The sequence below is a fragment of the Boseongicola sp. genome, assembly GCA_014075275.1.
Taxonomy (GTDB): domain Bacteria; phylum Pseudomonadota; class Alphaproteobacteria; order Rhodobacterales; family Rhodobacteraceae.
Genome location: CP046179.1, coordinates 2511098 through 2535957, shown reverse-complemented (window position 1 = coordinate 2535957; position 24860 = coordinate 2511098). Strand labels below are relative to the sequence as shown.

Below are 24860 nucleotides of genomic sequence, written 5' to 3'. Positions count from 1 at the left end.
CTGTGCATTGAATCAAATTAGGCTTGTGAAAATCATAAGCCTAATTTATATTAGGTTATTAGCCAAAATTGAAAGGATGCTATGGAGCAACTGACAAACACACAGAATACGCTATTACAGGCCATTGAACGCCTGAAACGTGCCATGGGGATGTCACCCACGGTACAAGAGCTTGCTGTGGAATTGGGTGTGAAAGCGCCCAGTGTGTTTGAAGGGCTCAAGCGGCTGGAAGATAAAGGCTATATTCGCAGACAGGCGCGAAAAGCGCGTTCCATCGAAATCCTCCACGCGCAAACACCGAATAAAACCAATCTGACGGCTGTTCCTGTTTTAGGGATGGTTGCAGCGGGCCAACCGATTCTCGCCCTTGAGAATCAGATTGGTCAGGTCATGGTGCCGGATAATGTTCTGCGCGGGAAATGCTTCGTGCTCAAAGTGCAAGGTGACAGCATGATCGATGCTGATATTTTCGAGGGAGATTACGTTGTCGTTCGCCAGCAACCGATTGCTGAGAACAGCGATATTGTTGTGGCCATGGTCGGCGAAGAAGCTACTGTAAAGCGGCTGAGCATTGAAGGGGAGCATATTGAGCTGCGCCCTGAAAATCAGAAACTAAAACCCATCATCATAGGACAACAAGATGAACTTAAAATAATTGGGAAGGTCTTACACGTCTGCTCGGGTGTTGACACCGAGGCCCTCCTAGACGAACCCCCAAGGAGGATAACCACATGAGCACCTATAATTTACGACGTTTTGCCCAACCTGATGTTTTGAAACACATCCAGCAAGATAATCTGATTACTTTTCTTAAACGGTATGAAGACTATCTGACCGGACGCGATTTTAGCTTTGATCTGGATGAAGATGGTGAGTTGGATTTTGAGACACTGTGCCAAGTGCTGATGAATCCATCAGAGGCCATGGATATCGAGTTTGTTGAAGCCTTGTTCTTTATTCAGGAAATGTCTGACGATGAGCATTTTGAAGAATTGAGCGAACAGGCCGAGGCCAACAATATCGCTGTGCATGAAGATTCAACGGCAGCAGATTTGGCATTGGCGTTATGGTTGTACGATCCCGAACTTTTGAAGCGCCCTCATGCAGAGGTGATGATTCTCAAGCCCAAATCATTCATGTACTTCCAGTCTGATCAAAAATCTCCCGATACTTTTGCTCTTCCAAAGCCAGAGACCATGCGAACGCTGGAAGCGGATATGGACACATGGTTTTTGAATAATAAACGCGGGACTGGCTGTCGGATTTTGCCTGTTAGTGCAGAGGACGAAGACAAGACATACTTCTTGATCCGTCATGGCATGCCCTTCAAACGTGAGGGCAAGATTGAATCTGGGCAGTCCAAGACGATTTTTTATCGTCCAGAGTTTCATGACGTGATTGTCTATGATCGCGCCAACAATGAGTTGGCCGTCTTTAATAAGTCAGGTGCCAAGAAAGAGCGCACTATGTATTTGGATTTGTTCAGCCAGCATCTCTTTGGTCAGGCTGAATATTTTCCAGGCGCAGAAAAATACACATTGCAGCCACTCATCGATAATGGCGTTGATGCTTTGGCCTGTGCCGATATTGATGGGCTGGAAGATATAAAGCTGGTTGAAATCCAACACCAGTTTCTTGGGCCTTATAATGACAAACAGACGTTACGCTCAAATGATGTGTTTGCGTCCTTAGAATCAAGAGATCGTGAATTTCCTAATTTTGGCAGATTGGTATCCGCCAGCTTTTCAGTGAAATTTGAAAATGCCAAGCGTCCACGCATGGTCAAGGTGCGAACACCAAATGTTGCCAATTTTGACCGTAAGGAAGATTCTCACCTGATTGAAACATGGTTGCGGAAACGTGGCTTTGTAAATGAGCAGAAAGAGGAAGAAGACAGCACACAACCCGTAACGCATCAGGAGAGCCATGACGCCGTATCAATCGCCGCCATGGCGTAAATTCACAGAGCTTTCTGGTGGCAAGGGTGTAAAAGCTGAATGGCAGGACTTTCCGGAAGAGCTGCTTGCTATCACCAATGAGGAAGCATCCGCTATTCCCTGTAATGGCCGAGCCGGATGCTACATGAATGTCGTGCGGCATGGGCCAAGCGATATTGTCGGCATCTGTACATCAGATACCAAGCAGTGCGACCGCCGCACGCTCAAAAAATCAGAGCTGGCACTGTATCGTATAGACCATAAAAAGCTGGCTACCAAGGTTGCCGCCGCCATTGGTTTTACCGAGCAACATGAAAAGATCACAGGCTATACGGCCCTTTGGAAATTTGGTGTGCTGAATCCGCAAGCCGAGCATAGTTTTCCTGTCTATTGTTTTTTAGGCCAGACATCCTCGCAGCTGGATAAGATCATCAATCAGCTTTGCATGGGCGAGCAGACGTTTCTGTTGATTGCCGCCACCAGCAGTCTCATCAGCACTGCCAGCTCTGATGCGAGCAGCAGGCATAAATCCAAACTCATCGGCATAGATGATGTGCTTGCCGTTGATGCTGCGGGTAAGGTCATGGCAAAAGAGAGTGCTCAAAACATCGTCTCCAATTGGCTGGAAACAGTGTTGCCAAAATCAGCCAAGCCGGGATCGGAGTATCAGTTCCCCACACCAGCAGGCGCAACATGGGAACAGTTTGTATTTGAGTTTACCGCAACAGAAATGTTGTTGGTTTCGTGCGGACAGATTCAAGAACGGCTGGAACCTGAGCACTTGAAGATGAAGAACCAGAATTCCGGCAAGCCAACACTACAGTGGACATTGTTACGTTCTCTCGCCACAACAGGTGGCAGCATCTCATGGCAAGATCCGGATGCCACTGATCGCGTCAAAAAACAAAAGCAGGAACTGGCGAACAAGCTCAAACAAACCTTTGGCCTTTCGGAGGACCCGGTGCCTTGGAATGAGGGCGAGAAAGCATACAAAGCAAAGTTTGTTGTCAAAGCTGCTGATAACGTGCTGCGCCAGCTCACTGGTTGACAATGACAGGCATAGACTGGAGCGAACTGGTCAATTGCCAAAGCCTTGATTTCCCATGGTTAAAAGCGCCGTACTTCGCTTTTCCAAGTACGGTGTTTTTCAGGAAAGGGGCATATATAGGAGGAAAATTAGAGAAAAACGGGGCGTTTTAATAGAGAGGAAGTCAATTGCAAATGGCGAAAAAGCCCGCAAATGCTGGTCTTTTAAGGCTATGCCATCTCGGGCATATGAAAGTTCGTTTGTAGTTAATGGCGGAGAGACAGGGATTCGAACCCTGGAGACGGTTTCCCGCCTACACACTTTCCAGGCGTGCGCCTTCGACCACTCGGCCACCTCTCCGGTGCGCGCCTTCTAGCGTCAGGTCGGCGTTGGGTGCAAGTCGTTTTGCAGGTCTATCCCATCCATTCACAGCGGGTTGTTATAAGGCCGCGAGTTACCGGCTATCTAGATGCAAATAGACACGGCGATTCCGGGCACCCTTCTTTTCGACTTTGCCAAGCCTCAGCCGTCCAATTTCACCTGTTCGCGCGACCTGAGTGCCGCCACAAGGTTGCAAGTCAACTTGTGCATGACCCGCTCCGATCCGAACCAGACGAATGCGCCCCGCACCTCGCGGCGGCCGCACTGACATCGTTTTGACCAAGCCAGGTTTCTCGTCCAGTTCCGCTTCGGTAATCCACTCCTCTGACACTGGCAAATCTCGGGAGACCAGCGCGTTCAGCTGCGCTTCCAATGCTGGTTTGTCCTCAAGTGGATCGAACATATCAAAGTCCAAGCGCCCCTTGCCAGCCGAGATGGAGCCACCTGTAACCGGCAATGGAATGACGACCGACAGCAAATGTAGTGCCGTATGAACCTGCATATGCCCAAACCGGCGCGGCCAATCGAGGGATTGGGTTATCTCGGTTCCAATCAACGGCAACAAAGCCCCTGATTGCGGCACCAAGACGATGCCACCACTGTCTCCTTTAACGGATGTCGCTACTTCCAATTCGCCATCCGCCCAGGTCAGCTTGCCGCTGTCTCCGGGTTGTCCGCCACTGGTTGCGTAAAACAACGACTGGTCCAAAACAACGCCGCCTTCATCGGTCACAGCAGTGACTACACCTTTGGCAGTCTTTTGATAGGGATCCTCAAGAAAAAGCCGCCGTGTCATCATGTTAGTCGTCAAACACGCTAGGTAAAATCCGATCGGCGCCATCTAGCCAGGTCGGAACCGGCAACCCTTTTTCCCGAAGGAACGCTGGATTAAACAACTTGGATTGGTACCGATTTCCATAGTCGCACAAAATCGTAACAACGGTGCTGCCTGGCCCAAGGTCACGGGCCATGCGGATCGCACCTGCTATATTGATGCCAGAGGATCCGCCAAGGCAAATGCCTTCGTTCTGAAGAAGATCGAATATGGTCGGAAACGCTTCGCTGTCGGGAATTTTATAGGACGCGTCAGGCGTAAAACCTTCAAGGTTTGCGGTAATGCGCCCCTGCCCGATGCCTTCAGTTATCGAGTTGCCGGCCGGCGGTTCTTCACCTGTGTAGAGCTTGTGCATTCCCGATCCATCCGGGTCGGCCAATGCCACTTTCACACCTTTGGGCTGCAAAACCTGACCAATTCCCGCCAGCGTTCCGCCCGACCCAACAGAACACACAAATCCATTTACTCGGCCGTCGGTCTGATCCCAAATTTCAGGACCCGTCATTTCAATGTGAGCCTGACGGTTGGCAGTGTTGTCGAACTGATTGGCCCAAACCGCACCGTTCTTTTCAGTCTTGTTAAGTCGTTCTGCCAAGCGGCGCGAATAGTGCACGTAATTGTTCGGATTCTTAAATGGAACCGCAGGAACCTGAACAAGCTCTGCCCCGCAAAGCCTTATCATATCTTTCTTTTCCTGGCTTTGCGTCTCAGGGATGACAATCACCGTCTTAAATCCCATTGACGCTCCAACCAAGGCCAACCCGATGCCGGTGTTGCCCGCTGTACCTTCAACGATTGTACCACCCGGGCGCAGCTTCCCGGTCGCTACAGCGTCGCGGATAATGAACAACGCCGCGCGATCTTTGACCGACTGACCCGGATTCAGGAATTCCGCCTTGCCCAGAATTTCACACCCTATGGCATCCGACGGCCCGCGAAGACGGATTAACGGCGTGTTGCCAATTGCATCGGCGAGGTCAGTGCGAATGTTCATCGCATATTCCTTGTTAATTTTCTCTGATCTAGTCGTGCGGTGCTCATGATGCAATGTGCAGTTGGTCACAGCATCTACATTGAAACTATTCGGTGCCCAATGTGTGCCGGTTGGCCTCAAGCCAAAGTGCTGACATGATTAGGGGCCCAGTGTTTGCCTGACCGGTTCGGCACATTTCCAAAAGGTCGGCCAACGGCATGACATGGGACAAAATATCCTCTGCCTCGCCTTTGACTCCACCAACAAACGCATCGCGTCCGTCAAGATCGCACCGAGCAATAAAACTGGTCAGATGCTCACTGAATGCCCCGGAAGTAGGATAATACTCGGCGATCTTCAAAAGGCTGTTCGCAAGCAATCCGGCTTCTTCGCTGAGTTCGCGAAGCGCCGCCTCTTCGGCGGTTTCACCGGGGTCAATCCGCCCCGCCGGTGGCTCAAGACACCAAGGATTTGTATCTCCACGCACCAATGCCCCATGACGAAACTGTTGAATAGCCAACACTTTCTCGGTTTTCGGATCAAATGGTAATACCGTCACCGCATCGCCGCCCAAAAAACTCGCGCGCTTAACTGCGCGGCTTAGTGATCCATCATATCGGGGGAATTGCAGCCAATCCTCTCGAACGGCAAAGTAGTCCGTGTAAGGTTGCGAGGTCTTGGAAATCAGAACATCTGCCGCGGCATAGGTCGTTCCCGGAACCTGCGGCGACGGTGATTTTCGGGCGCGAATGCGACTGAAAGCGCGGCTTCGAATTTGTGAAAACACCCGCCCGGCATCTGCAGCACTCAGCCATGGCTGCAACCGCATATACTCAACAGCCGCCTCTCGCGCGAGCGCCCCGTGCTGCGCTTGCCATTCTGAAAGTGACCAGAGTTCACCTATTTCCCATTTTTTGGGCTTTGGAACATATAGTTGGCCGTCGATTTGCTCCGCGCCAACGGAGAAAGTGGCATCGACCAACATGTACCCGAAATCAAGTTCATAGTAGTCCAGGCCAGCCTTTTGGGTCGGATCTGCTTCAATCAGTATTCCCTCGGTGTGCGAACCTGGCTGAGAAGCTATGATTGGAAAGGCTTCGCCTTTGGCCCAAAAGACCGCATGGTCAGCAAGCGTTGCCTGGCGACCAGACGGCGAAGAACCGGCAACGATCCCAAGCAGCTCAGGGTCGCGCAGCGTGCCGTAAAGGAATAGATTGGTGGTTGCAGTCACGACCAACGGCGTGCGAAAAATTCAGTCAGCCAGGATACAAACAATGCGCCAACAACGGCGGGCAGGATAACGTCTTGAACTAAGGCCAGTTTTCCGTAGTCCAGAATCAGTTGCGCCATCTCCTGCAATGCCTCGATAGGACCATCATAGTATAGACGCATGGATCGCCGCAGCATCTCGTAGCCAGCCCAGACGACCAATGACCAGAAGAAAGTCGCCCCAAGGGTTGTAAGACCATAGCCATAGGCTTGCCGGTATGTTTTTCCCGCGCCACGACCAAGGATGGTCCACCCCATGACCAGCCCGATGCCAGCATTGACTTGGGAGAACCATCCAACGCGCGACCCTTCGGGCAACAACGGTTTGATCAAATCAGTTATGAAATATGCAAGCGCTGCGAACGCAATCGCTGCGACCAGTTTCCCGCCTGTGGGCATCTGCTCTCTATCCCGGTTTCGTGACCGTTATCTGTGTCACGTCAATATTTCCGGCGTGAAAGCCCGCAGCGCAAGAGGTTAGATAGAAATTCCACATTCTTCTGAAGCGATCGTCGAATCCGCGCAACGATACGACTTGGTCCCATTTGGCATTGAAGGTGTCGTGCCAACGCCGCAATGTCTGGCTGTAGCTTTCGCCAAACTCGATGGAACCAGCGACTTTAAGCCCCGCACTTTCGACCTGCTGCTTGAGCACCGTCGGCGACGGGAGCATGCCCCCTGGGAAGATATATTTTTGAATGAAATCAACGCTTTTCCGATAGGCCTCAAAGCGGTGATCTTCGACTGTAATGATCTGAAGCGTCGCATTTTTCCCTGGTTTCAGGCGGTCGCGGAGGGTTTGGAAGTAGGCGGGCCAGTATTTTTCACCGACGGCTTCGAACATCTCGATCGAGGCAATTCCGTCGTAAATGCCTGTTTCATCGCGGTAATCTTGCAACTTTATCTCGACCTGATCACTCAGGCCCGCTTTGGCCATACGGGCGACTGCGAAGTCATATTGTTCTTTCGAAATCGTTAATCCAGTGACCTTTAGCCCGCGCTGCTTGGCAGCGTATTCGGCAAAACCGCCCCAGCCGCAGCCAATCTCGAGGATGTGATCGCCGGGTTTTGCGCCCATCAGGTCGACCATGCTTTCGTACTTCTGGGTCTGGGCGCGCTCCAGGTCCTCTTGCCCTGTTTTGAAGTAGGCCGAAGAATAGGTCATCGTGTCATCCAGCCATAAGGCATAGAAATCATTGCCTAAATCATAGTGATAGGAAATGTTCTTCTTGGCCTGAGACTTGGAATTGTTATTCATCCAGTGCCGCATGCGTTCATAGGCGCGCACCATGAACATGCCAGAGAAATTTTCATACATTTCGTCATTGTCGGAATGCATGACATCCATGAAGGTCTGAAGGTCGGGCGTAGACCACCATCCTTCCAGGTAAGCATCTGAAAACCCGAGGTCGCCTTCGCGAATGAGGCGCGAAAAAACATCCGGGTTTTGGACGTGAATTTCGGCGATCGGCCCCGGATTGGGTGCATCGACGCGAAAAATCCGGCCATCGGGCAAATGGAAATCGATCCGGCCGTTTTGCAGATTGCTGGCCAGCGCGTAAGTCGCTGAAAAGTAACGCGGAAGGTCAGTTTGGCCTTCCAGGCTTGTGAGTGCTGTCATGATCCCCGCTCCCAACAGACATCGTCAATAAGAGTAGCGTCGATTTCGTATTCATCAACCATTTCTTAATATTACGTGCGGTGTTCAGGGATGGATTGAAATCAGACTTTCGAATCAGACATTTAGAGCTGGCTGTATTGCGTCGGTATTGCGTCGGTGGACCCGAACGGCCGATTTTGGTTCCGTTAACGGATAGAAACCGGATTTCGACACGAAATCCGGGGTGCGCGCCGGGCGCGCATGCCTTCGGCGAGGATATTTTTGGGCCAATAATGAACCGAGGTGGTGTCTGTTGAACGAGGTCAGACGCCCAGCGCGCGAAAGACTTTTGGGAGCTCTTCCGGCAGATCTTCGGCGATGAGGCCGGGGCCGAAGCTGAGAGCGCATTCGGTGTGGAGCCAGGCGGCGGTTTCGGCTGCTTGTTGGGGTTCGACCCCCCGCGCCAGCAAGCCTGTGATAAAACCCGCCAACACGTCGCCCGAGCCCGCGGTGGCCAACCACGGCGCGAAGCGGTCGTAGGCCGAGGAATTGATAGCGGCGCGACCATCGGCGCTGGCGATGACGGTATCGGGGCCTTTGAACAGAACGGTGCACCCTGCCCGCTTGGCAGCGTCGCGGGTGGCGTCGACTTTTGAATAGGCCGGACCTTTGGTGGCGGGGGCGGTCAGCTTTTCGGCGATGTCGGGGAAGAGGCGTTTGAATTCGCCCATGTGGGGGGTGAGGACGCAGTTTTCGTGGAGGGCGTCGAAGAGGATCTGGGGGTTGCGTTCAAAGCGGGTGAGCGCATCGGCATCCAAAACCACGGATCGGACGTGCCCCGGACCTGATCCGGGGCCTACTCCCTTTTTCGTGCGAGGCCCCGGCTCGGAGGCCGGGACGTGGGTCAGGGCGGCGAGGACCAGAGCTTGGGTATCGGGGCCGAGGCCAAGGCCGGGACCAAGGCACAGGGCGTTCAGGCGCTGATCTTCGAGAAGTTCAGTCAGACCCGGTGCGCCGCCAATGGGGCGGCACATGATGGCAGTGGTTTGAGCGGCAACTTCTGCGAGCGCGGCTTTGGGGCATGCAATGGTGGTGAGGCCCGCGCCGATCCTGAGCGCTCCACGCGCAGCAAGACGCGCGGCACCGGTTTTGCCGGGACCGCCGGAGAGGATCAGAGCGTGGCCGTGGGTGTATTTGTGGGTGTCCGGCGATTTCGAGAAGCTCGCGATGTCGGGTTTGGTCACAATCTTGGGTTCAGACATTTTTTAAGTTCCGAAGAAGAAGAGGAGTGAATCGTAATCGGCAACGAGAGAGGGTGCATCACATCCCTTGTCGGGCCCATGGTTTGCATCCCTTGAAACGGGGGAGGCTGCGATCCGGAACGCGTTGCGTTCCCAAGTGAGTATTTCTGCCAGAAAGAAAGTCACAGGCCGATGTCCTTGACGACGACTTTGCCGCAAATTCGAGGTCCGTTTCCCGCAGTGAGGCCAACTTTTTCTTTGTGAAATGTCACCGTCAGCTCGACTGGCGCTATGGCGAATTCTCCAATAATGCCGCCACCGTCGGTGTCCAAGCCACTAGGCAGATCTACTGCCACTGTATGTGGTGTTCCGTCTTTTGATTGGCTGTCATTGAAAAAGAATGCCCAATGCAGGGTCGACTCAGGAATTGAGCGAGTTAGCCCCGTGCCAAATAGCGCGTCAACTGCCACGTCAAAGTCAGCGAAATACAAGTAATCGGTTGTGTCCTTTGATCGAATGAACTCAACGGCACCAACCCGCGCCCACCTTTCAAAATTCACCTTCGCATCCGGCGGCAGCTTTTCGGGGTCACCGTAGAGAAACACCTCGACCTCCCACCCTTGCTCTTTCAGCAACCGCGCCACCACGAAGCCGTCGCCTCCGTTATTGCCCGGTCCACAGAGGACGACAGCGCGACGCTCTCCTTTCGCAAGCTCGGGCCATTCTTCGAAGATCGCTTCAACCACGCCCTGCCCAGCGCGCTCCATCAGCTCCAGACCGGTCACTTTGCCGGAGTCTATCGCGGCTTGTTCAATGGCGCGCATCTGCGCGGCTGTCAGGAGTTCTGTCATGGGAAGATGGTGCGGCACATTCCACCCAAAAACAACAAAAGACCGCTGCAGGAGCAACGGTCTTTTTGGGTTTTTTGACCGACGTCTCGGGGGGTGAGACGTCGGTCTATCTGGGCGCATTCTTAGTTCAGGATTGCGCGGATTTTGTTGATCGTGCGGGATTCAGCAGTGTGTGGCTGGAGATCGCTATCAACACTGATGAAGGCCAGCGCAACAACCTGAGCCGTGCTCAACGAGTCAGCATCAACATTGAAGCCATATGTAGACAATGTGTCCTGAGCAGCGTCTACGCGAGAGTCACCCATTGCCGAAGCGGCGCCAGCAAAGCCAAGAGTTGCGACAAGTGCGGTTGCGATGAGGTTTTTCATAAGTTAAGTTCCTTGAGTTTTATGTTTGCATAATTGCGTTTTCGTGTCCGGCGTTGCTGCCGATGAGGAACATTTGGAAACCAGCAGCCGAATGTTCAAATCACAGAACTGCTCGCGAGATGTCACGCGGATTTGTCCTTGAAATTACTGCAGATAATACCTTGTCGCCGCTTTTCAGTGACAATCAGAATTCTAATTGTCACTTGTGTCAGAGTGCTCGGTGAGGTGTGATCAAAATTTGCCTCATGTGCATTTTTGAACAAAGCATTTGCGGGTCGAAAAAGGATCGATCTGGGTGGTTTTTTTCGGGTTGCCAGCCATCGGATGAATAGTCTGGCTCAGATCCTTTGCGCGCGACCCGATTCAATTTCGTGTACATTTTGATCTAGTCGCACAAAATTTAGGCAATTGAAGATTTTCAGCGGGGATGCCTGCACCGGAGTCGCGTGTGGCGATTGCTGGCGGCAATCCTGCGTGGTCTGTCGCCCATGAAACGCGCCGTATGAGGGAGTCGGATTTTATGAAAAAAGTCGAAGCGATTATCAAACCGTTCAAGCTGGACGAGGTGAAGGAAGCCCTTCAGGAGATTGGCGTTCAGGGATTGAGCGTGTTGGAAGTGAAGGGTTTTGGCCGCCAGAAGGGTCATACCGAGCTTTATCGCGGCGCGGAATACGTTGTGGACTTCTTGCCGAAGGTAAAGATCGAGGTGGTTCTGGGCGACGATCAGGTTGATGCCGCTATTGAGGCGATCATCGGTGCTGCCAAGACCGACAAAATCGGCGACGGCAAAATCTTTGTCTCCGACGTAAGCCAGGCAATTCGCATTCGCACCGGGGAAGCCGGTGAGGACGCGCTCTAAATTCAACGAATTGACGACATCTAAGGAAAAAGGGTCACGACCATGAGCAATAAGGACGTCTTGAAGACGATCAAGGACGAGGACGTCGAATATGTCGACATCCGTTTTACCGATCCGCGCGGCAAGCTGCAGCATGTGACGGTGATGGCGGATCAGGTTGACGAGGACTTTCTGGAAGAGGGGTTCATGTTTGATGGCTCGTCCATCGCGGGTTGGAAGTCGATCGACCAGTCCGACATGAAGCTGATGCCGGATACGACATCGATCTATATGGACCCGTTCTTTGCTGAGAAGACTTTGGCGGTGCATTGTTCGGTTGTTGAGCCCGATACGGGCGAGGCCTATGACCGCGACCCACGTGGGACGGCTGAGAAGGCTGAGGCTTATCTGAAGTCCAGCGGGATTGGCGATGTTGCCTATATGGGGCCTGAGGCCGAGTTCTTCCTGTTTGATGATGTGCGCTATTCGGTTGAGATGAACAAAGTATCCTACGAGATCGACGCCATTGACGCGTCGTGGAACTCGGATACCGAATACGAGATGGGCAACATGGGCCATCGTCCGGGCGTCAAGGGCGGATATTTCCCAGTGCCGCCGATTGATGATGGCCAGGACATCCGTTCCGAAATGCTGTCGACGATGAAGCGCATGGGCATGAAAGTGGACAAGCATCACCACGAAGTGGCCTCGTGCCAGCACGAGCTGGGTCTGATCTTTGGATCACTAACCGAGCAGGCGGACCATCTGCAGAAGTATAAGTATGTGATCCACCAAGTGGCGCACGCTTACGGCAAATCGGCGACGTTCATGCCGAAGCCGGTTGCCGGCGACAACGGAACCGGCATGCATGTAAACATGTCGATCTGGAAAGACGGCAAGCCGATCTTTGCGGGCGACAAATACGCTGACCTGTCTCAGGAGGCGCTGTATTTCATCGGTGGCATCCTGAAGCACGCCAAAGCACTGAACGCCTTCACAAATCCAGCGACCAACAGCTACAAGCGCCTGATCCCAGGCTTTGAAGCCCCGGTTCTGCGCGCCTATTCGGCCCGCAACCGCTCGGGTTGTGTTCGTATCCCATGGGCCGAAAGCCCGAAGGCCAAGCGTGTGGAAGCCCGCTTCCCTGATCCGGCTGCAAACCCATATCTGTGCTTTGCGGCCCTGTTGATGGCTGGCCTTGACGGCATCAAGAACAAAATCGATCCGGGCGAAGCCATGGACAAAGACCTGTATGATCTGCCGCCAGAAGAGCTGGAAGGTATTCCAACGGTCTGCGCATCCCTGCGCGAAGCCATGGACGAACTGGAAGCCGACATGGACTTCTTGCTGGCCGGCGATGTCTTCACGCGCGCTCAGATTCAAGGCTACATGGACCTGAAGTGGGAAGAGATTTACGCCTATGAGCACACACCGCATCCGGTAGAATTCAAGATGTATTACAGCTGCTAAGCTGTTGGTGATAGGATTGGAAAAGGCGCTCTGTTTGGAGCGCCTTTTTTATTTTGTGCGGTTCTCTGTCCTTTTTTTGACGTTAAGGAAAACCGCAGAAAAGATAGCGTCCGGAAGTAGCTGGTCAGTCTAATGGCACTAGGTGCGCCTATTTAACTTTTAGCAGCGTCTTCACGACAAATTGCCATTTTAGCGTTGTTTTTTCAGAACAATTCTGTTTCTACTTGTGATTGTGGCGATCTCGTTTGCCGCTTATTTAAGTTGAAAATGATTGAATATGGAGACTACTAAATGAAAATTGTAACTTTGCCTTTAATTGGCATCGCTGTTCTCGCTTTGACTGCATGTGGCGGCAGTACTCCCGCGCCAGATTCCGTCGTATCAAATGGGATATACTCGCTTGAGTTGCCCACTGACGCAGAACGCGCTGCACTGTCTACCGAGTTGAACGATGCAATTGACAGCATTCAGACGTTGAATGAGACAGGCACAGCCGCAAACCCTGGGGGCGATCTCGTCTATACCGGCGTCTGGGGCTCCGGAATTGATAATGGTGACGGCACAGAAGTTTACGGCACTGTGGCAGCGAGCTTTACCGCTGCGACTAATTCTGTGGACATCACAATGACCGCAACTGACGACAATATTGTCGACGCGGACGTTACGGGATCGTTGGGTGCCACCGATGTCGCAGTTGCCGACGGTCTTTTCGCAGACACGCTGACTGGCACACTGACCGCGACCGAAACGGGCGGCCCAGGCGTTGAGACCTTTGATGCTACCGCAAACATGCGCGGCGCCACAGTCGGCACCGAGTTGTTCGGAGATATGGAAGGCACAATAACCAATACCACCATGGGCTCGCCCGACATGGGTGAAGTGATAACATTTGGCGGCCTGTTCTACGGCGGCTAATCTACAAAAGGGTCGGAGCCAAAATGGCTCCGGCTCTACGAACCGGCGTCGGATCGCAGCGCAAAGAGATTTACGCCCACGAGCACGCACTGCAATCAGTGGAAATCAAGATGGTCTACAACTGCTAAGCTGTTGGTAAAATTGATAGAGTGGCGCCCTGACCAGGGCGCCTTTTTTGATTACTCCATCAATATTTCACCGCGCCTGACAGCGCGTCGATCCGCCGGGGGATTTCATCCCCCGGACCCCCTGAAAGTATTTTTCGACAGAAGAAGTGAGCTAACGCCTGCAAAGAGTGCGGTGCCCAGACCGATCTTGGGCGGATTACCTTTTCCCGAACCCCGCGAAAGCGTGGCGTACCACGTCCTTTATGGTGGCGTCAGGCACGCCTTCTTTTTGCATCCGCATGGCGCTGCCGTTCTGAGCATCAAAGAACAGGGCGGCGACGTCAGTGGGGATGTTCGGATCAAAGTTGCCACTGTTTTTGGCGCGATCAATCAAGTCTGCGTATTTGGACAGGGTTTTCTCGCGCAGGGCGTCGACGCGGGCGGCGGCCAAGGGGCCCAGATCGGCATGAACCGCGCGTGCAAAGACTTGCAAACATCCCGGTGGAATGCCGACAGATGCGCGATCCTGGGCAATGAAGCTGATGAAGGCTTGCACCACATCGTCAAAAGGCATGTCAGTGGCCAGCACCTCATACATCGGGGTCAGGACACTATCGTGATAGCGGTCCAGAACTGCCGCCTTTAACCCGTCGTCGCTGCCGAATTCGCGGTAAAGTCCCGGTTTGGAGACCCCGGCCCTATCGCAGATCTCGGCGATCGAGACGCTGGTGGGGCCGCCTGACCAGTAGGCATTCAAAGCCATACTCAGAACCTGATCGCGGTCCAGTGTCTTGGGCCGTCCGCGCGTGGGTTTCGGTGGTTCGCTCATATTTTCGTAATCTTTGGTATTTTATTCTTGACCTGTGATTATCGTACCGTTTATTACGAAAAACGCAACGCCCTGTTGAAACTGTCGAAACGGGGCGGTGAGATGTCACAGAACCATCAAGGAAAGACCAGACACATGCTTGCAGGTCATTTTGCTACCGCCATGATAGCACACCAGAAATTTCCAAAGGGGACATTGCTGTTTTTCCTTGTGGTCAGCCAGTTTCAGGATCTTCTTTGGCTGATTTTTCACTACCTCGGGTTGGAGCCAACTGGCCCCGGCGATGTGTTCGATGCAACCATGGCAAACGTGATGGTTGAGATGACCTATAGCCATGACCTTATCCCGCAATTGGTCTGGGCAGTGCTGGTGTTTCTGGCTGGATGGGCCTTGTTCAAAAGCAGAAAGATTGCCCTTGTGGGGCTGGCGTTATTTGCGGGCCATTTCGTTTTGGATTTCATTTCCGGCTTTCCGCACCACATCTATGGGACCGACACGCATCAGGTCGGTTTCGGGTTTTACGAAACGAACATCTGGCTGGCGATCCTGATCGAAGCGATCTTCGTCTTTGCTGTCATCTGGTATTTCTTCGAACAGGAAGCCAAAGCGGGCGTCACGCGCAGCCGTGGAAACAAGGCCGCGATCCTGGGTGTCTATGTGTATTCGATCCTGTATCTGGCAACGATCGCCACAACGTCTTTGCGCGATTGGTTGAACATTCCAGAGTTTGACGCAGGCTTTAACACCGCCGTGCCGACGCTGATATTCACCTATGCGGTGTTGATGTGGATTTTGTTGCGCGCCGTGCCCGCAAAAAGCTGATCTATCGCCCCATCCATCCGCCATCGACCAGCATCACATGGCCGTGGATATAGTTGGCGGCGTCCGGGGCCAGAAAGACGATCGGCCCTTTGAAATCATCGGGGTTGCCCCAGCGCCCCGCAGGAATGCGATCCAGGATTGATTTTGAGCGTATCGGATCATTGCCCAGGGCTTCGGTATTGTCGGTATCGATGTAGCCGGGGGCAATGGCGTTCACGTTGATGCCATGGGCGGCCCACTCATTAGCGAACGCCATGGTCAATTGGCCAATCCCACCCTAAGAGGCGGCGTAGCCCGGCACAGTGATGCCGCCCTGGAACGTCAAAAGCGAGGCGGTGAAGATGATCTTGCCGGATCCACGCGCAACCATGGTTGCGCCAATGTCGCGGGTCAGACACATCCAACGTCTACTTCGGGCGGGACAAAGCCATGCTACTGAAACGTAAAAAGATTTAATGAAAGACGCTCGAAGCGCGACGCTTGCATCACCGCCAGCACGCCGCATAATCAAACCAAACAAATGAGCCAAACGCTCTCAGAGGTTAGGCCGCTCTTGGCCCCCGAAACCCCGACGATGGACAGTTATTATGAGATATTTATTTTTTTAATTGCGGCGCTCGCGTTGGTCTTTTTTGCTCAAGCTTATTTTTCCGTTGAATTAAAAGCGGACAATGTGCCCCTGGAAACAGAAACAGCCTTTATAGAGAACAGCCTTTCAAATGAGTTTGTATCTGACGAACTCAACGACATAGTTTCCAGCGGCAAGCTGAAGTGTCTGAAGTCAGCGCCTATGGGTCCAATTAGGTTAATTTGATAAGAGAGTTTTGTTGGCTCATCGTAACCACTGAGGAGTGGGACATGAGACAGACAACTGGAACTCGCAGGAGCCCCGGCGAGCAGATCGTCAAAGAGATCAAGCGCGCGACGCGCAAACAGTATTCGTCAGAAGAGAAGATCCGGATCGTGCTGGATGGCTTGCGTGGCGAAGACAGCATTGCTGAGTTGTGCCGTCGTGAGGGAATATCTCAAGGTATCTACTACAAATGGTCCAAGGACTTCATGGAAGCTGGCAAACGGCGGCTTGCTGGAGATACGGCGCGTGCGGCTACGACCGACGAAGTCAAGGACCTGCGCCGCGAAGCCCGAGACCTGAAGGAGGTCGTTGCCGAGCAAACACTGGAACTGCGTCTTCTCAAAAAAAGCATGACCGGCGGTGGGGGCGACCAAGAATGAGGTATGCTGCATCTGAGAAGTTGGAGATCATCCGGCTTGTTGAGGGGTCGCATTTGTCTGCTCGTCGAACATTGGCAAAGCTGGGCATCCCCCGCACCACATTTTACCGTTGGTATGATCGGTATCGGCAGCGCGGCGACGCTGGCCTTGTGGATCAAGCGCCTAAGCCCAGACATGTCTGGAACCGCATCCCCGACGAAGTCCGGCGCAAGGTCGTCAAGCTGGCGCTGCAGGAGACGGAGCTGTCGCCGCGCGAACTGGCAGTGACGTTCACGGATCGGGAGCGCTACTTCGTCTCGGAATCTTCAGTCTATCGGGCCCTGAAGGCCCACGATCTGATCACCAGCCCGGCCTTTATCGTGCTCAAGGCGGCAAACGAGTTCAAAGACAAGACCACTGCGATCAACCAGCTTTGGCAAACCGACTTCACCTATCTCAAAGTGCTTGGCTGGGGCTGGTTCTATCTCAGCACAATCCTGGACGACTACAGCCGCTACATCATCTCGTGGAAACTCTGCACGAACATGCGGGCAGAGGACGTGACGGACACCCTGGATTTGGCGCTACAAGCATCAGGGTGCGATCAGGTTCACGTCATCCACAAACCCCGCCTCCTCAGCGACAACGGGTCCAGTTACGTCTCTGGCGATCTGGCTGAATGGCTGCAGGACAAAGGCATGAAGCATTCTCGGGGCGCACCATATCATCCCCAGACACAGGGCAAGATCGAGAGGTGGCATCAAACCCTGAAGAACCGCATCCTATTGGAGAACTACTTCCTTCCGGGAGACCTCGAAACCCAGATCGAAGCCTTCGTCGATCACTACAATCACAAGCGCTACCACGAGAGCCTGAACAACGTCACACCCGCCGACGTCTACTTCGGGCGTGACAAAGCCATTCTAAGACAACGGGAAAGGATCAAACGAAAGACGCTCGAAGCGCGGCGCTTGCATCACCGCCTGCACGCCGCATAATCAAACCAACCAGATCAGCCAAACTCTCTCTTAGTCTAGGCCGCCCTTGGTTCCAAAAACCCTGACGACGGACAGGCCGAAGCAATGTAAATTGACATTTCAAAAATCTTTTCCCGACAGCTGCACCGATGGCACTGGCCACTACTCTAGCGTGATCCGTGAAATCGATTTGCGAACAGTTAAAAAGGTGGAAGAGCGCGAAATTCACGGGCGAACTCAGATTTGGTTCTACCCGAAAAAATCAATTCTCAACCAGGTGTTGCCAGTCGAAAACACCCGAACTCTACATAGATGCGACGGTCGGATCGTAAATAGCGAACCGTTCGATTTGGCCATTATACTCTTACTCGACAACTCGAAAAAAATGTCGGCATGTCATTAAACAATTTTACCCAAAAGTTTTGTAGCTGAGGAAATTCAATGCAAGATCAACTATTTTTTAGTCTAGAAACAACTGATCATTACGATCTAACGGATTGAGCAGCCCCATTTGAGTGGTCCAATTTGAAAGTTAATGCATGATTGGCCTCTGGGGCCGGTGGTCGATAGCCCAGAGCACTGTGGGGTCGTTTAGTGTTGTAATGTTTCCTCCAGCTTTCGATGATGATTTGGACTTCGCGGAGTGAATAGAAGACTTCCCCGTTTAGAAGTTCGTCGCGCATTCTCCCGTTGAAGGTTTCACAATATCCGTTCTCCCAAGGTGACCCTGGCTAGACATTGGCAGTCTTGGCCCCAACCGTTTGATCCAGTCTCTGACGGCCTCAGCAATGAACTCTGGGCCATTGTCCGACCTGATGAAGGCAGGCACACCACGTAAGATGAACATGTCCGTCAGAGCATCAATGACCTCTGTCGAGCTTAGCTTCCGCTTCACTCTGATCGCCAGACATTCCCGGCAGTGCTCATCTAGAGTGTACAATGTCCTGAACGCTCTGCCATCTTCGGTTCTGTGTTGCACGAAGTTGTACGACCAGACGTGATTACGATACTCGAAGCGAAGCCGGACACATGACCCATCGTTCAGCCAAAATCGTCCCGTCTTCAGTTGCTTCATTGGCACTTTAGGCCTTTCGCGTTTCCACAAACGCTCGACACGTTTGTCATTCACGTGCCAGCCTGCGTCTCATGGCAGGGCTGCAACCCGGCGATAGCCATAGCCGGCCAGTCGCCGGAGGCGCTATGTGTATCTGCATTTATCCAGTGTATCAGTTTCGAACGCCTACGCATCTTGGGAGTCGATCAACAAGCATGTCGGTTCTCGCGCCCGTCTGAAACACTTCTGATTCAACCTGAACTTAACGTGGTTAAACAAAGGGTGTGTGTGGGAACGAAATGTGGAACTAATATAATTTATATTTAAAATCAACATTTTAGAAAAGTGTTGTGGCAGCACTGGGAGACCAATGCGACCTCGTCTCTGCTTCTTGCCAATCAAAACCCTGCCGTCAATTTCCGATTTGCTCACCATTGCAGCCGTTCGTCAGCAACGTCGCGAATTACCGCTTCAAACCCACACTGGTCATATTCGCATTCGCTGCAACTCGTTCGGCCAAAAAGGAACGAGCTTCAAACTCCTGCCAGTTCCTTAAGCGTTTCAAGCCGCTCTAAACTGCTCTCGGACCACGTATCCTTAATGACGTAGAACTCGTCTGCCGTCGGATCATCTTCTGGCAGTGTCACCCAGGGCTGTTTTGAGCACGTGTAGATGTGGACATCCGGCGGCATTTGGTCGGGCTCATCCAAAGTGCCAACGCGTATAAAGCGGATGAACTTTCTAAGTGGGCCGCCCATATTATAGTTGCTCCAGACAGCCACTTTGCAGACGGAACATCTCGCAATGTCCTGGCCAGTGCCGCTGGGCGTCGGAACGATGATCTCCTCGATCTCGCCAGACAACAGCGCCACGCGATCAGCCTCATACAGTGCATTGATTGCAAAGGCTGACCCCGAGTTCTTTTGACACCCACGACAGTGGCAACCATGCACGATCAATGGCGTTGAAGTTACCTGATAGCGGACATGCCCGCAGGTGCAACTACCCATCGCCGTCTCAAAATCGTGATCCATGCCCACCTCAATATCATCGATTTGGGAGACGCGACAACTGTTGTCCTATGCGGTTACAATGTCCGACTTCAGGCTATCCAAAAAGGCCATCACCTCGCCGCCTTCGGTCTGTCCGACACCCAGTTCACCGGCAACACTAATGACAATGTCTAAAAAGCGCGTCCAGTCAGTTTCCGTTATGCCCATGCCCTCATGCGCCAGAGCCATATCACGGCCTTTGTAGTACATCTGACCGCCGGTCTGATTGACGAGATAGTCGATCAAAACTTGTAGATCGCGGGCGTTTCTATCGTCCCCGCGGTTATTCCAGAAGCGACCTAACAAGTCATCTTGTTGCGCCTCACCGATCAGTTTGGTGGCGAAAGTCGCAATTCCATCGTAGCCGCCAAGGCGGGTGTAGAGCGAAACGGTCATTTGTGACCCTCCGAAAAGTTAATTGATATCAGGCGATTGTGATTTCCACCGTCGATGGCGTGTCAGCCCTGCAACTGTCCGCAACCGGTGAATGCTTGACGGCATAGTCGACAATGTCCCTTAAAATCTTCTGGTCAACACCAGCAGCGCCAATGGTCACTCGGGTCCGAATGCTCAATGAACCTGCCCTGACGGTGTGATCGATGCCAAAAAGACCGCGATCATCGTCCACGCTGTCCATAACAACTTCAAGTGTATCGAGTGCAATCCCAAGTTCGGCGGCGCGCAATGCAATTCTGGTTGCATCGCAGGTGGCAATGGCTGCCCTTGCAAGCCATCCCGGCGAAGGCGCACTGCCACCGCCACCCACGGCCGTAGGCATATCGGTAACCACTGATTGCCCATCCGTGCCGGTGGCGCGGCAACGCAAGTCCTTTTCCATGACCGCAGTGACAGGTGGGCTTGTGCTCAGAGCGTCCTTTGGATTTTCGGTTAGGTAGGCAATGACATCGTTTACCGAATTTTGGATGTGTTCGACGGACATAAATGTCTCCCCCGTTTTGTTAAATTGGCGTAAAGTGAGTTCCCTTGATAAGACGGTCGCATCGGCAACTCGTTTTGGGAACTCCCAAAAAATCGAAAACGGTTTTGCAAAAATGCACTGCGCAAAGGAACAATCATGCAATGGGATGACGCGCGGATATTTTTGGCGGTGGCTCGCGAGGGGTCTTTTAGCAACGCAGCAAAGCGTTTGGGTGTTCAACATTCCACGGTTTCACGCCGTATCCGAGCGCTGGAAGAAAAGCTTGCTGCACCCTTAATCGAGCGAAAAGCATCTGGTTATGTCCTTACCGAGGCAGGAAAGGAATTAGAGACTTCGGCTCTAAGAATCGAAAAGGAGCTTTTGTCATTTGAGGGCGCGATTGGCGATCACGCTGATGATGCGGCGGGCGAGTTGCGCGTAACTGCGATCCTCAATATGGCTTCGACGATCCTGATGCCATATTTCGCCCGCTTCAGTGCCGCCAACCCTAAAATTCAGCTTAATGTCCAAGTGACGAACGACTCGATAAGACTGTCTGAACGCGAAGCCGACATCGCAATCCGCCAAACAAACAATCCGGGTGAGACGCTGATTGGGACACGGCTGACCACAATTGCTTCGGCCGTCTACGGATCTCGTAGCTATTGCGCCGCTGTAAGGTCAGATGAAGTGAAGGAAAAATGGATCGGTGTCGATTGCTGCGAAAACCATCGGGTGTGGACAAAACAGGCATGGCCACAGGCGGATCACGAGTTTTACGTCGACGAGACTTCGCTTACACTTGCGGCATTGAAAGAGGGGCTCGGCGTCGGATTTCTTCCATGCTTCCTGGGAGATAGTGATCCCGATTTGGAGCGGTTTCACGAACCGGAAAGTCAGCACGAACTTGGACTTTGGCTGTTATACCACCGCGACCTTCGCAACACCAAAAGAGTGATCTTGTTCAGAGAACATATGAAACGCGAAATTGAGGTTGCGAAATCTTTGTTCGAGGGACGTCAAAAATTCGCAGAATTGATGACTTGATAAGTCGCTTTTTGCCACTTGAGAAAGTCCGCTTTGGTCCACTTGGCTGTAGAAATCTTCGAGATGTGCCCGAATGCTGGTCAGATCGACAAACCGATCAATCGAGCGCAGCAGGTGATCTTGGAGCACATGATCTTCCAGCGAGAACTCATAGAACAGCGCCGCCTGTGCTTCCTGTCTCGGCCCCAACATTGTCAATCCTCCCGCTCAATGGAGGAATTGACTCAGCAGTTCATGCCTCGATCAAGGAAGAGTTCTTCAGCGAAATAAGCCCAAAGCCGACCAATCCTATAAAATTTACCAATGTCTGCTATTGATCGAGATGCGATGGGGTGAAAGATTTTGGACATGCTAAGGAAATTATTTTTGGGTGGGGTCGCATTATTATTGTTTTTGATCATCGGAGGTTACTTACTCCTGTTCCCGCCACTTCCACTTCCGCCTGAAATTGCCAGAAAACTTCCAGGTAATTTTGCCGAGGCTGACGAAGAGTTTGGTAGGCGAGTGTCAGCAGCATTTCCCTTACCGCTGTCGGTGGACGAACTCACCGCTCGTTTGAGCGAACAAGGGTTTTTGGTCGATGACGCCAATAGCTACGCAAAGTTCGAAAAGAGCGGTTTTCCTTGCACTCTAGTTTGGAGAGTTCATTGGGAAGCAACGGATGGCTCCATTAATAAACTTGCCTCCAGATTTGGTGGCGTATGCCTCTAGAGCCGTTTTTGTCGCCAACGAAAGCAACCATTGGAGCAGATCCGGCGAATTGGCGCTTTTCCTGCAAAGCCGACCTAGAAGCCGAAATTGCGGGGAAACGCCTGATCGAAAGTGTCAGATGACCGCTCTGAGCCCAAAAGTTACCGATGCAGCCCAAACATCTTGGCATTTTGGTGAAACGCGACCATTCGTTGCAGGAAGCACGAAGGGCCGACTTGGGTTCAAACATGCTGTCCAGGACAGAAACTAAAAAAACAGATCGGCCGAACCGCCGGAAGCATCATCGCACCTAGCCAGAGGTTCATAAAATGATCTGATTGGACCAAGTGTCCTTAGCGAATTTGCTCGGATCGAATATCTAATATTTTCCCGTAAGCTGCTTTGGTTTACACAGAATACAGCTGAAAATTGCATCGTATGTAAATTTCACCATATGAAAACAAGTCGTATTCAACCCGTGAACGAATGAAAAACGTTTGTCAGGCCAGCTCCGTGCCGTCACGAAGCACAGTCATTTTGAACGTAGAACCTTCGCCTGGAACACCTTCAGCTACTAGGTCCCCGCCCATCATTCGGCAGAATTCGCGGCTGATGCTTAGTCCAAGACCCGTTCCACCGAAATTCTTCGAAGTTGAAGACTCAGCTTGTGCAAAAGGGTCAAAGATACGGCCGATTTGCTCTTTGCTAAGACCAATACCCTGATCCTTAACGGAAAATTCAATAGCAGACCCATCTTCATCCATACCAACGGATACCAGTATCAATCCGTTTTTCGTAAACTTTGCCGCGTTGGAGAGGAGGTTGAACAGGCTTTGGCGTATCTTAGTCAAGTCGTTCTTGATACTGGGCAAGTCGCCTTCGGTTACGATTTCAAGCCGATTATTATTCGTCAGGATAAGCGGAGTTATTGTATTTTTGACGTCTGTGAGAAGGTCGCCGACGTTGAATTCTTCAACAAAAAGCTCCAGCTTGCCGACCTCAATCTTTGAGAGGTCGAGAATGTCGTTGATCAGGCCCAAAAGATGCTGTCCGCCGCGTTGGATCTTGGCCAGATCGGGCACATAATCTTCGTTACCGTCGTCAGTGGCATCGTCGATCAAAAGCTCCGAGTATCCGATGATGGCATTCAATGGGGTGCGGAGTTCGTGGCTCATGTTCGCCAGAAATTGTGATTTTGAAGAATTGGCGTCCATTGCTGCGTCGCGGGCAACCGCAAGTTCTTGAACCAATTGGTCCAGTTCAGCTTGATGCAGTTTGCTTTCTTGGCTGAGAGCTACGTTTTGCTTCACATAAACCCAATTGAGCCAAATCATCCTGGCTAAGATCACCGAAATCATTCCGATTGAGGCAACCAACATGTCGGGTCTAAACACTTCGTTCTGCGATGCGCTCAAGAGAAGTGAAAGCATCACAACGACACAAAAGAAAGCTGCAGCGCGTGGTAGGCTTGGGTTCAATCCTGCAGCTGCAAAACACAGACAGAAGACAATGGCCATTATGAACGCATTACTTGTTGGTGTTAGATCCGCCATAATTAGATAGATAATTACAGCCCAAACTACTCCGACAAAATAAGTGAAGAATTCCAGTGCTCGAATACGTCGAGCGCTGACGCGTTGTGGGCGTTGTTTGCCACGTAAACGAAACCAGCTCCTAAGTGGTAGGACCAGCATTATCAGCGACAGCGACAATGGGTAGATAGCATAACTTGAAATCGTCGCGGACCAATCCAAAAATCCTGCGACCCCGGAACTCACAGCAAGGCCAAGGACCAGGGTCGGCGAGTTCAGGTTCGCTTGTACCGATTGGACAATTCGAATTTCCGCCTGAAATGAATTGTCATTGAGGTTACCGTGGGGGTCGTTATTGCCCAATCTATTCGGTTCCATCGTATCACCCCATTTGCCAAGGCGGCCCCCGGTTACGGAGGCCGCTTTTCAAGTTATGATTACGCCCAACCAGCCTGGCGCATTGTAATCGTGTCGTTCCAAACCTTTGTCATGTGGCTCACTTTTCCGTTGGCAAACTCCATTGCATAGACGTAGTCGGCTGCAACTGTTTTACCGGTCGGTGGAACTGGCCCACCTTCGCCGGTTTGGGTTCCATGGAAGACCCGAAGGCAAGTACCGTGCTGCGTTCTTCGTCTGAGGCAAAACCTTTGAGTTCGTAGTGCCCGTCAGGAAGTGGGGTCAGCAATCCTTTCATCCAGTTCGCGTAGCCCTCAAGTGATTTGGTGTCCGCCAAGGCGTCGGATTGGCAGTCGAATGTTGCATCATCTTGGCAGTACTTCTGGCATTCGTCCCAACCTTTTCCAGTTTCGCATGCTTCGAAAAATTCACGTGCTGTTGTTTCGATGGTCATGTTCCCAATTCCTTGTCTCTATTCAGGGTGATCCCGAATTTCATTTGTGAGTTCAGGTTTACGG

At 52.2% G+C, this 24860-nt stretch carries 24 protein-coding genes, 1 tRNA gene and 4 pseudogenes; 11 read left to right on the top strand and 18 right to left on the bottom strand.

Features of this window, described 5'->3' with window-relative positions; all coding sequences use genetic code 11:
- The first annotated feature begins 81 nt into the window (after positions 1-81).
- Genes lexA through GKR98_12745 form a run of 3 tightly spaced genes read left to right on the top strand, consistent with a single transcriptional unit; the run spans position 82 to position 2985 of the window.
- Positions 82-735 (top strand): transcriptional repressor LexA, encoded by a 654-nt coding sequence (gene lexA / locus GKR98_12755; protein ID QMU58982.1) that lies wholly within the window; start codon positions 82-84, stop codon positions 733-735.
- Positions 732-1958, top strand: a complete 1227-nt coding sequence (locus GKR98_12750) for a hypothetical protein (GenBank protein QMU58981.1) — start codon at positions 732-734, stop codon at positions 1956-1958. The genes lexA and GKR98_12750 overlap by 4 nt, the downstream gene beginning before the upstream one ends.
- Complete coding sequence (locus GKR98_12745) at positions 1927-2985, top strand: hypothetical protein (GenBank protein QMU58980.1); 1059 nt, start codon at positions 1927-1929, stop codon at positions 2983-2985. The genes GKR98_12750 and GKR98_12745 overlap by 32 nt, the downstream gene beginning before the upstream one ends.
- 249 nt (positions 2986-3234) lie before the next feature.
- Here the strand turns inward: GKR98_12745 and GKR98_12740 are convergent.
- The 9 genes from GKR98_12740 to GKR98_12700 form a co-directional block, all read right to left on the bottom strand.
- Positions 3235-3324 (bottom strand) — tRNA-Ser (locus tag GKR98_12740).
- A 94-nt stretch (positions 3325-3418) separates the two neighbouring features.
- Positions 3419-4141 carry an alanyl-tRNA editing protein gene (locus GKR98_12735; protein QMU58979.1) on the bottom strand — a complete coding sequence of 241 codons (723 nt, stop codon included), beginning with the start codon at positions 4139-4141 and terminating at the stop codon, positions 3419-3421.
- Positions 4142-4145: 4 nt separating this feature from the next.
- Positions 4146-5174, bottom strand: a complete 1029-nt coding sequence (locus GKR98_12730) for a cysteine synthase A (protein QMU58978.1) — start codon at positions 5172-5174, stop codon at positions 4146-4148.
- A gap of 85 nt (positions 5175-5259) precedes the next feature.
- Positions 5260-6384: an NUDIX domain-containing protein gene (locus GKR98_12725; GenBank protein QMU58977.1), complete on the bottom strand. Its 1125-nt coding sequence runs from the start codon at positions 6382-6384 to the stop codon at positions 5260-5262.
- Entirely contained in the window at positions 6381-6821 is a 441-nt protein-coding gene (locus GKR98_12720; protein QMU58976.1) for a TrgA family protein, read from the bottom strand. The genes GKR98_12725 and GKR98_12720 overlap by 4 nt, the downstream gene beginning before the upstream one ends.
- A 7-nt stretch (positions 6822-6828) precedes the next feature.
- On the bottom strand, positions 6829-8043 hold the full coding sequence (locus GKR98_12715) for a methyltransferase domain-containing protein (GenBank protein ID QMU58975.1): 1215 nt from the start codon (positions 8041-8043) through the stop codon (positions 6829-6831).
- Between the two features lie 302 nt (positions 8044-8345).
- Positions 8346-9284 carry an NAD(P)H-hydrate dehydratase gene (locus GKR98_12710; GenBank protein ID QMU58974.1) on the bottom strand — a complete coding sequence of 313 codons (939 nt, stop codon included), beginning with the start codon at positions 9282-9284 and terminating at the stop codon, positions 8346-8348.
- Positions 9285-9445: 161 nt separating this feature from the next.
- The gene (locus GKR98_12705; GenBank protein QMU58973.1) at positions 9446-10114 is read right to left on the bottom strand and encodes an NAD(P)H-hydrate epimerase; all 669 of its coding nucleotides are present in this window, start codon (positions 10112-10114) and stop codon (positions 9446-9448) included.
- A 122-nt stretch (positions 10115-10236) separates the two neighbouring features.
- Entirely contained in the window at positions 10237-10482 is a 246-nt protein-coding gene (locus GKR98_12700; protein QMU58972.1) for a hypothetical protein, read from the bottom strand.
- A gap of 520 nt (positions 10483-11002) precedes the next feature.
- On the opposite strand from GKR98_12700, the gene GKR98_12695 reads away from it, so the two are divergent.
- From GKR98_12695 to GKR98_12685, 3 genes are all read left to right on the top strand, one after another.
- Positions 11003-11341 carry a P-II family nitrogen regulator gene (locus GKR98_12695; GenBank protein QMU58971.1) on the top strand — a complete coding sequence of 113 codons (339 nt, stop codon included), beginning with the start codon at positions 11003-11005 and terminating at the stop codon, positions 11339-11341.
- Positions 11342-11383: 42 nt separating this feature from the next.
- Positions 11384-12790, top strand: a complete 1407-nt coding sequence (gene glnA / locus GKR98_12690; protein ID QMU58970.1) for a type I glutamate--ammonia ligase — start codon at positions 11384-11386, stop codon at positions 12788-12790.
- A 291-nt stretch (positions 12791-13081) separates the two neighbouring features.
- Complete coding sequence (locus tag GKR98_12685; GenBank protein ID QMU58969.1) at positions 13082-13705, top strand: hypothetical protein; 624 nt, start codon at positions 13082-13084, stop codon at positions 13703-13705.
- Positions 13706-14029: 324 nt separating this feature from the next.
- Here GKR98_12685 and GKR98_12680 read toward each other — a convergent pair whose 3' ends face one another.
- Positions 14030-14641, bottom strand: a complete 612-nt coding sequence (locus GKR98_12680; protein ID QMU58968.1) for a TetR family transcriptional regulator — start codon at positions 14639-14641, stop codon at positions 14030-14032.
- 135 nt (positions 14642-14776) lie between these two features.
- On the opposite strand from GKR98_12680, the gene GKR98_12675 reads away from it, so the two are divergent.
- On the top strand, positions 14777-15463 hold the full coding sequence (locus tag GKR98_12675; GenBank protein ID QMU58967.1) for a hypothetical protein: 687 nt from the start codon (positions 14777-14779) through the stop codon (positions 15461-15463).
- 1 nt (position 15464) lies between these two features.
- Here GKR98_12675 and GKR98_12670 read toward each other — a convergent pair.
- Positions 15465-15857: pseudogene (locus GKR98_12670) on the bottom strand (SDR family oxidoreductase).
- A 126-nt stretch (positions 15858-15983) separates the two neighbouring features.
- On the opposite strand from GKR98_12670, the gene GKR98_12665 reads away from it, so the two are divergent.
- The gene (locus GKR98_12665; GenBank protein QMU58966.1) at positions 15984-16277 is read left to right on the top strand and encodes a hypothetical protein; all 294 of its coding nucleotides are present in this window, start codon (positions 15984-15986) and stop codon (positions 16275-16277) included.
- Between the two features lie 44 nt (positions 16278-16321).
- Positions 16322-17673, top strand: a protein-coding gene (locus tag GKR98_12660) for an IS3 family transposase (GenBank protein ID QMU58965.1) whose coding sequence is annotated in 2 segments (ribosomal slippage) — positions 16322-16657 and positions 16660-17673 — 1350 coding nt in all. Because the reading frame shifts where the segments join, the coding sequence is not laid out codon by codon here.
- Positions 17674-18197: 524 nt separating this feature from the next.
- Here GKR98_12660 and GKR98_12655 read toward each other — a convergent pair.
- From GKR98_12655 to GKR98_12640, 4 genes and pseudogenes are all read right to left on the bottom strand, one after another.
- Positions 18198-18829, bottom strand: a pseudogene (locus GKR98_12655) (IS3 family transposase).
- A 410-nt stretch (positions 18830-19239) separates the two neighbouring features.
- Entirely contained in the window at positions 19240-19740 is a 501-nt protein-coding gene (locus tag GKR98_12650; GenBank protein QMU58964.1) for an aldehyde-activating protein, read from the bottom strand.
- 45 nt (positions 19741-19785) lie between these two features.
- Positions 19786-20154 carry a group 1 truncated hemoglobin gene (locus GKR98_12645; GenBank protein QMU58963.1) on the bottom strand — a complete coding sequence of 123 codons (369 nt, stop codon included), beginning with the start codon at positions 20152-20154 and terminating at the stop codon, positions 19786-19788.
- 28 nt (positions 20155-20182) lie between these two features.
- Entirely contained in the window at positions 20183-20920 is a 738-nt protein-coding gene (locus tag GKR98_12640; protein QMU58962.1) for a hypothetical protein, read from the bottom strand.
- Here GKR98_12640 and GKR98_12635 point away from each other — a divergent pair.
- Entirely contained in the window at positions 20834-21724 is an 891-nt protein-coding gene (locus tag GKR98_12635; GenBank protein ID QMU58961.1) for a LysR family transcriptional regulator, read from the top strand. The genes GKR98_12640 and GKR98_12635 overlap by 87 nt on opposite strands.
- Positions 21725-21769: 45 nt before the next feature.
- On the opposite strand, the pseudogene GKR98_12630 reads toward GKR98_12635, so the two are convergent.
- Positions 21770-21916, bottom strand: a pseudogene (locus tag GKR98_12630) (IS5/IS1182 family transposase).
- A 156-nt stretch (positions 21917-22072) separates the two neighbouring features.
- On the opposite strand from GKR98_12630, the gene GKR98_12625 reads away from it, so the two are divergent.
- Positions 22073-22435, top strand: a complete 363-nt coding sequence (locus GKR98_12625; GenBank protein ID QMU58960.1) for a hypothetical protein — start codon at positions 22073-22075, stop codon at positions 22433-22435.
- 479 nt (positions 22436-22914) lie between these two features.
- Here the strand turns inward: GKR98_12625 and GKR98_12620 are convergent, their stop codons facing one another.
- Together GKR98_12620 and GKR98_12615 are read right to left on the bottom strand one after the other, a co-directional pair.
- A complete protein-coding gene (locus GKR98_12620; protein QMU58959.1) occupies positions 22915-24324 on the bottom strand; it encodes a hypothetical protein in 1410 nt (469 codons plus the stop codon).
- Between the two features lie 59 nt (positions 24325-24383).
- Positions 24384-24796: pseudogene (locus GKR98_12615) on the bottom strand (nuclear transport factor 2 family protein).
- Between the last annotated feature and the right edge of the window lie 64 nt (positions 24797-24860).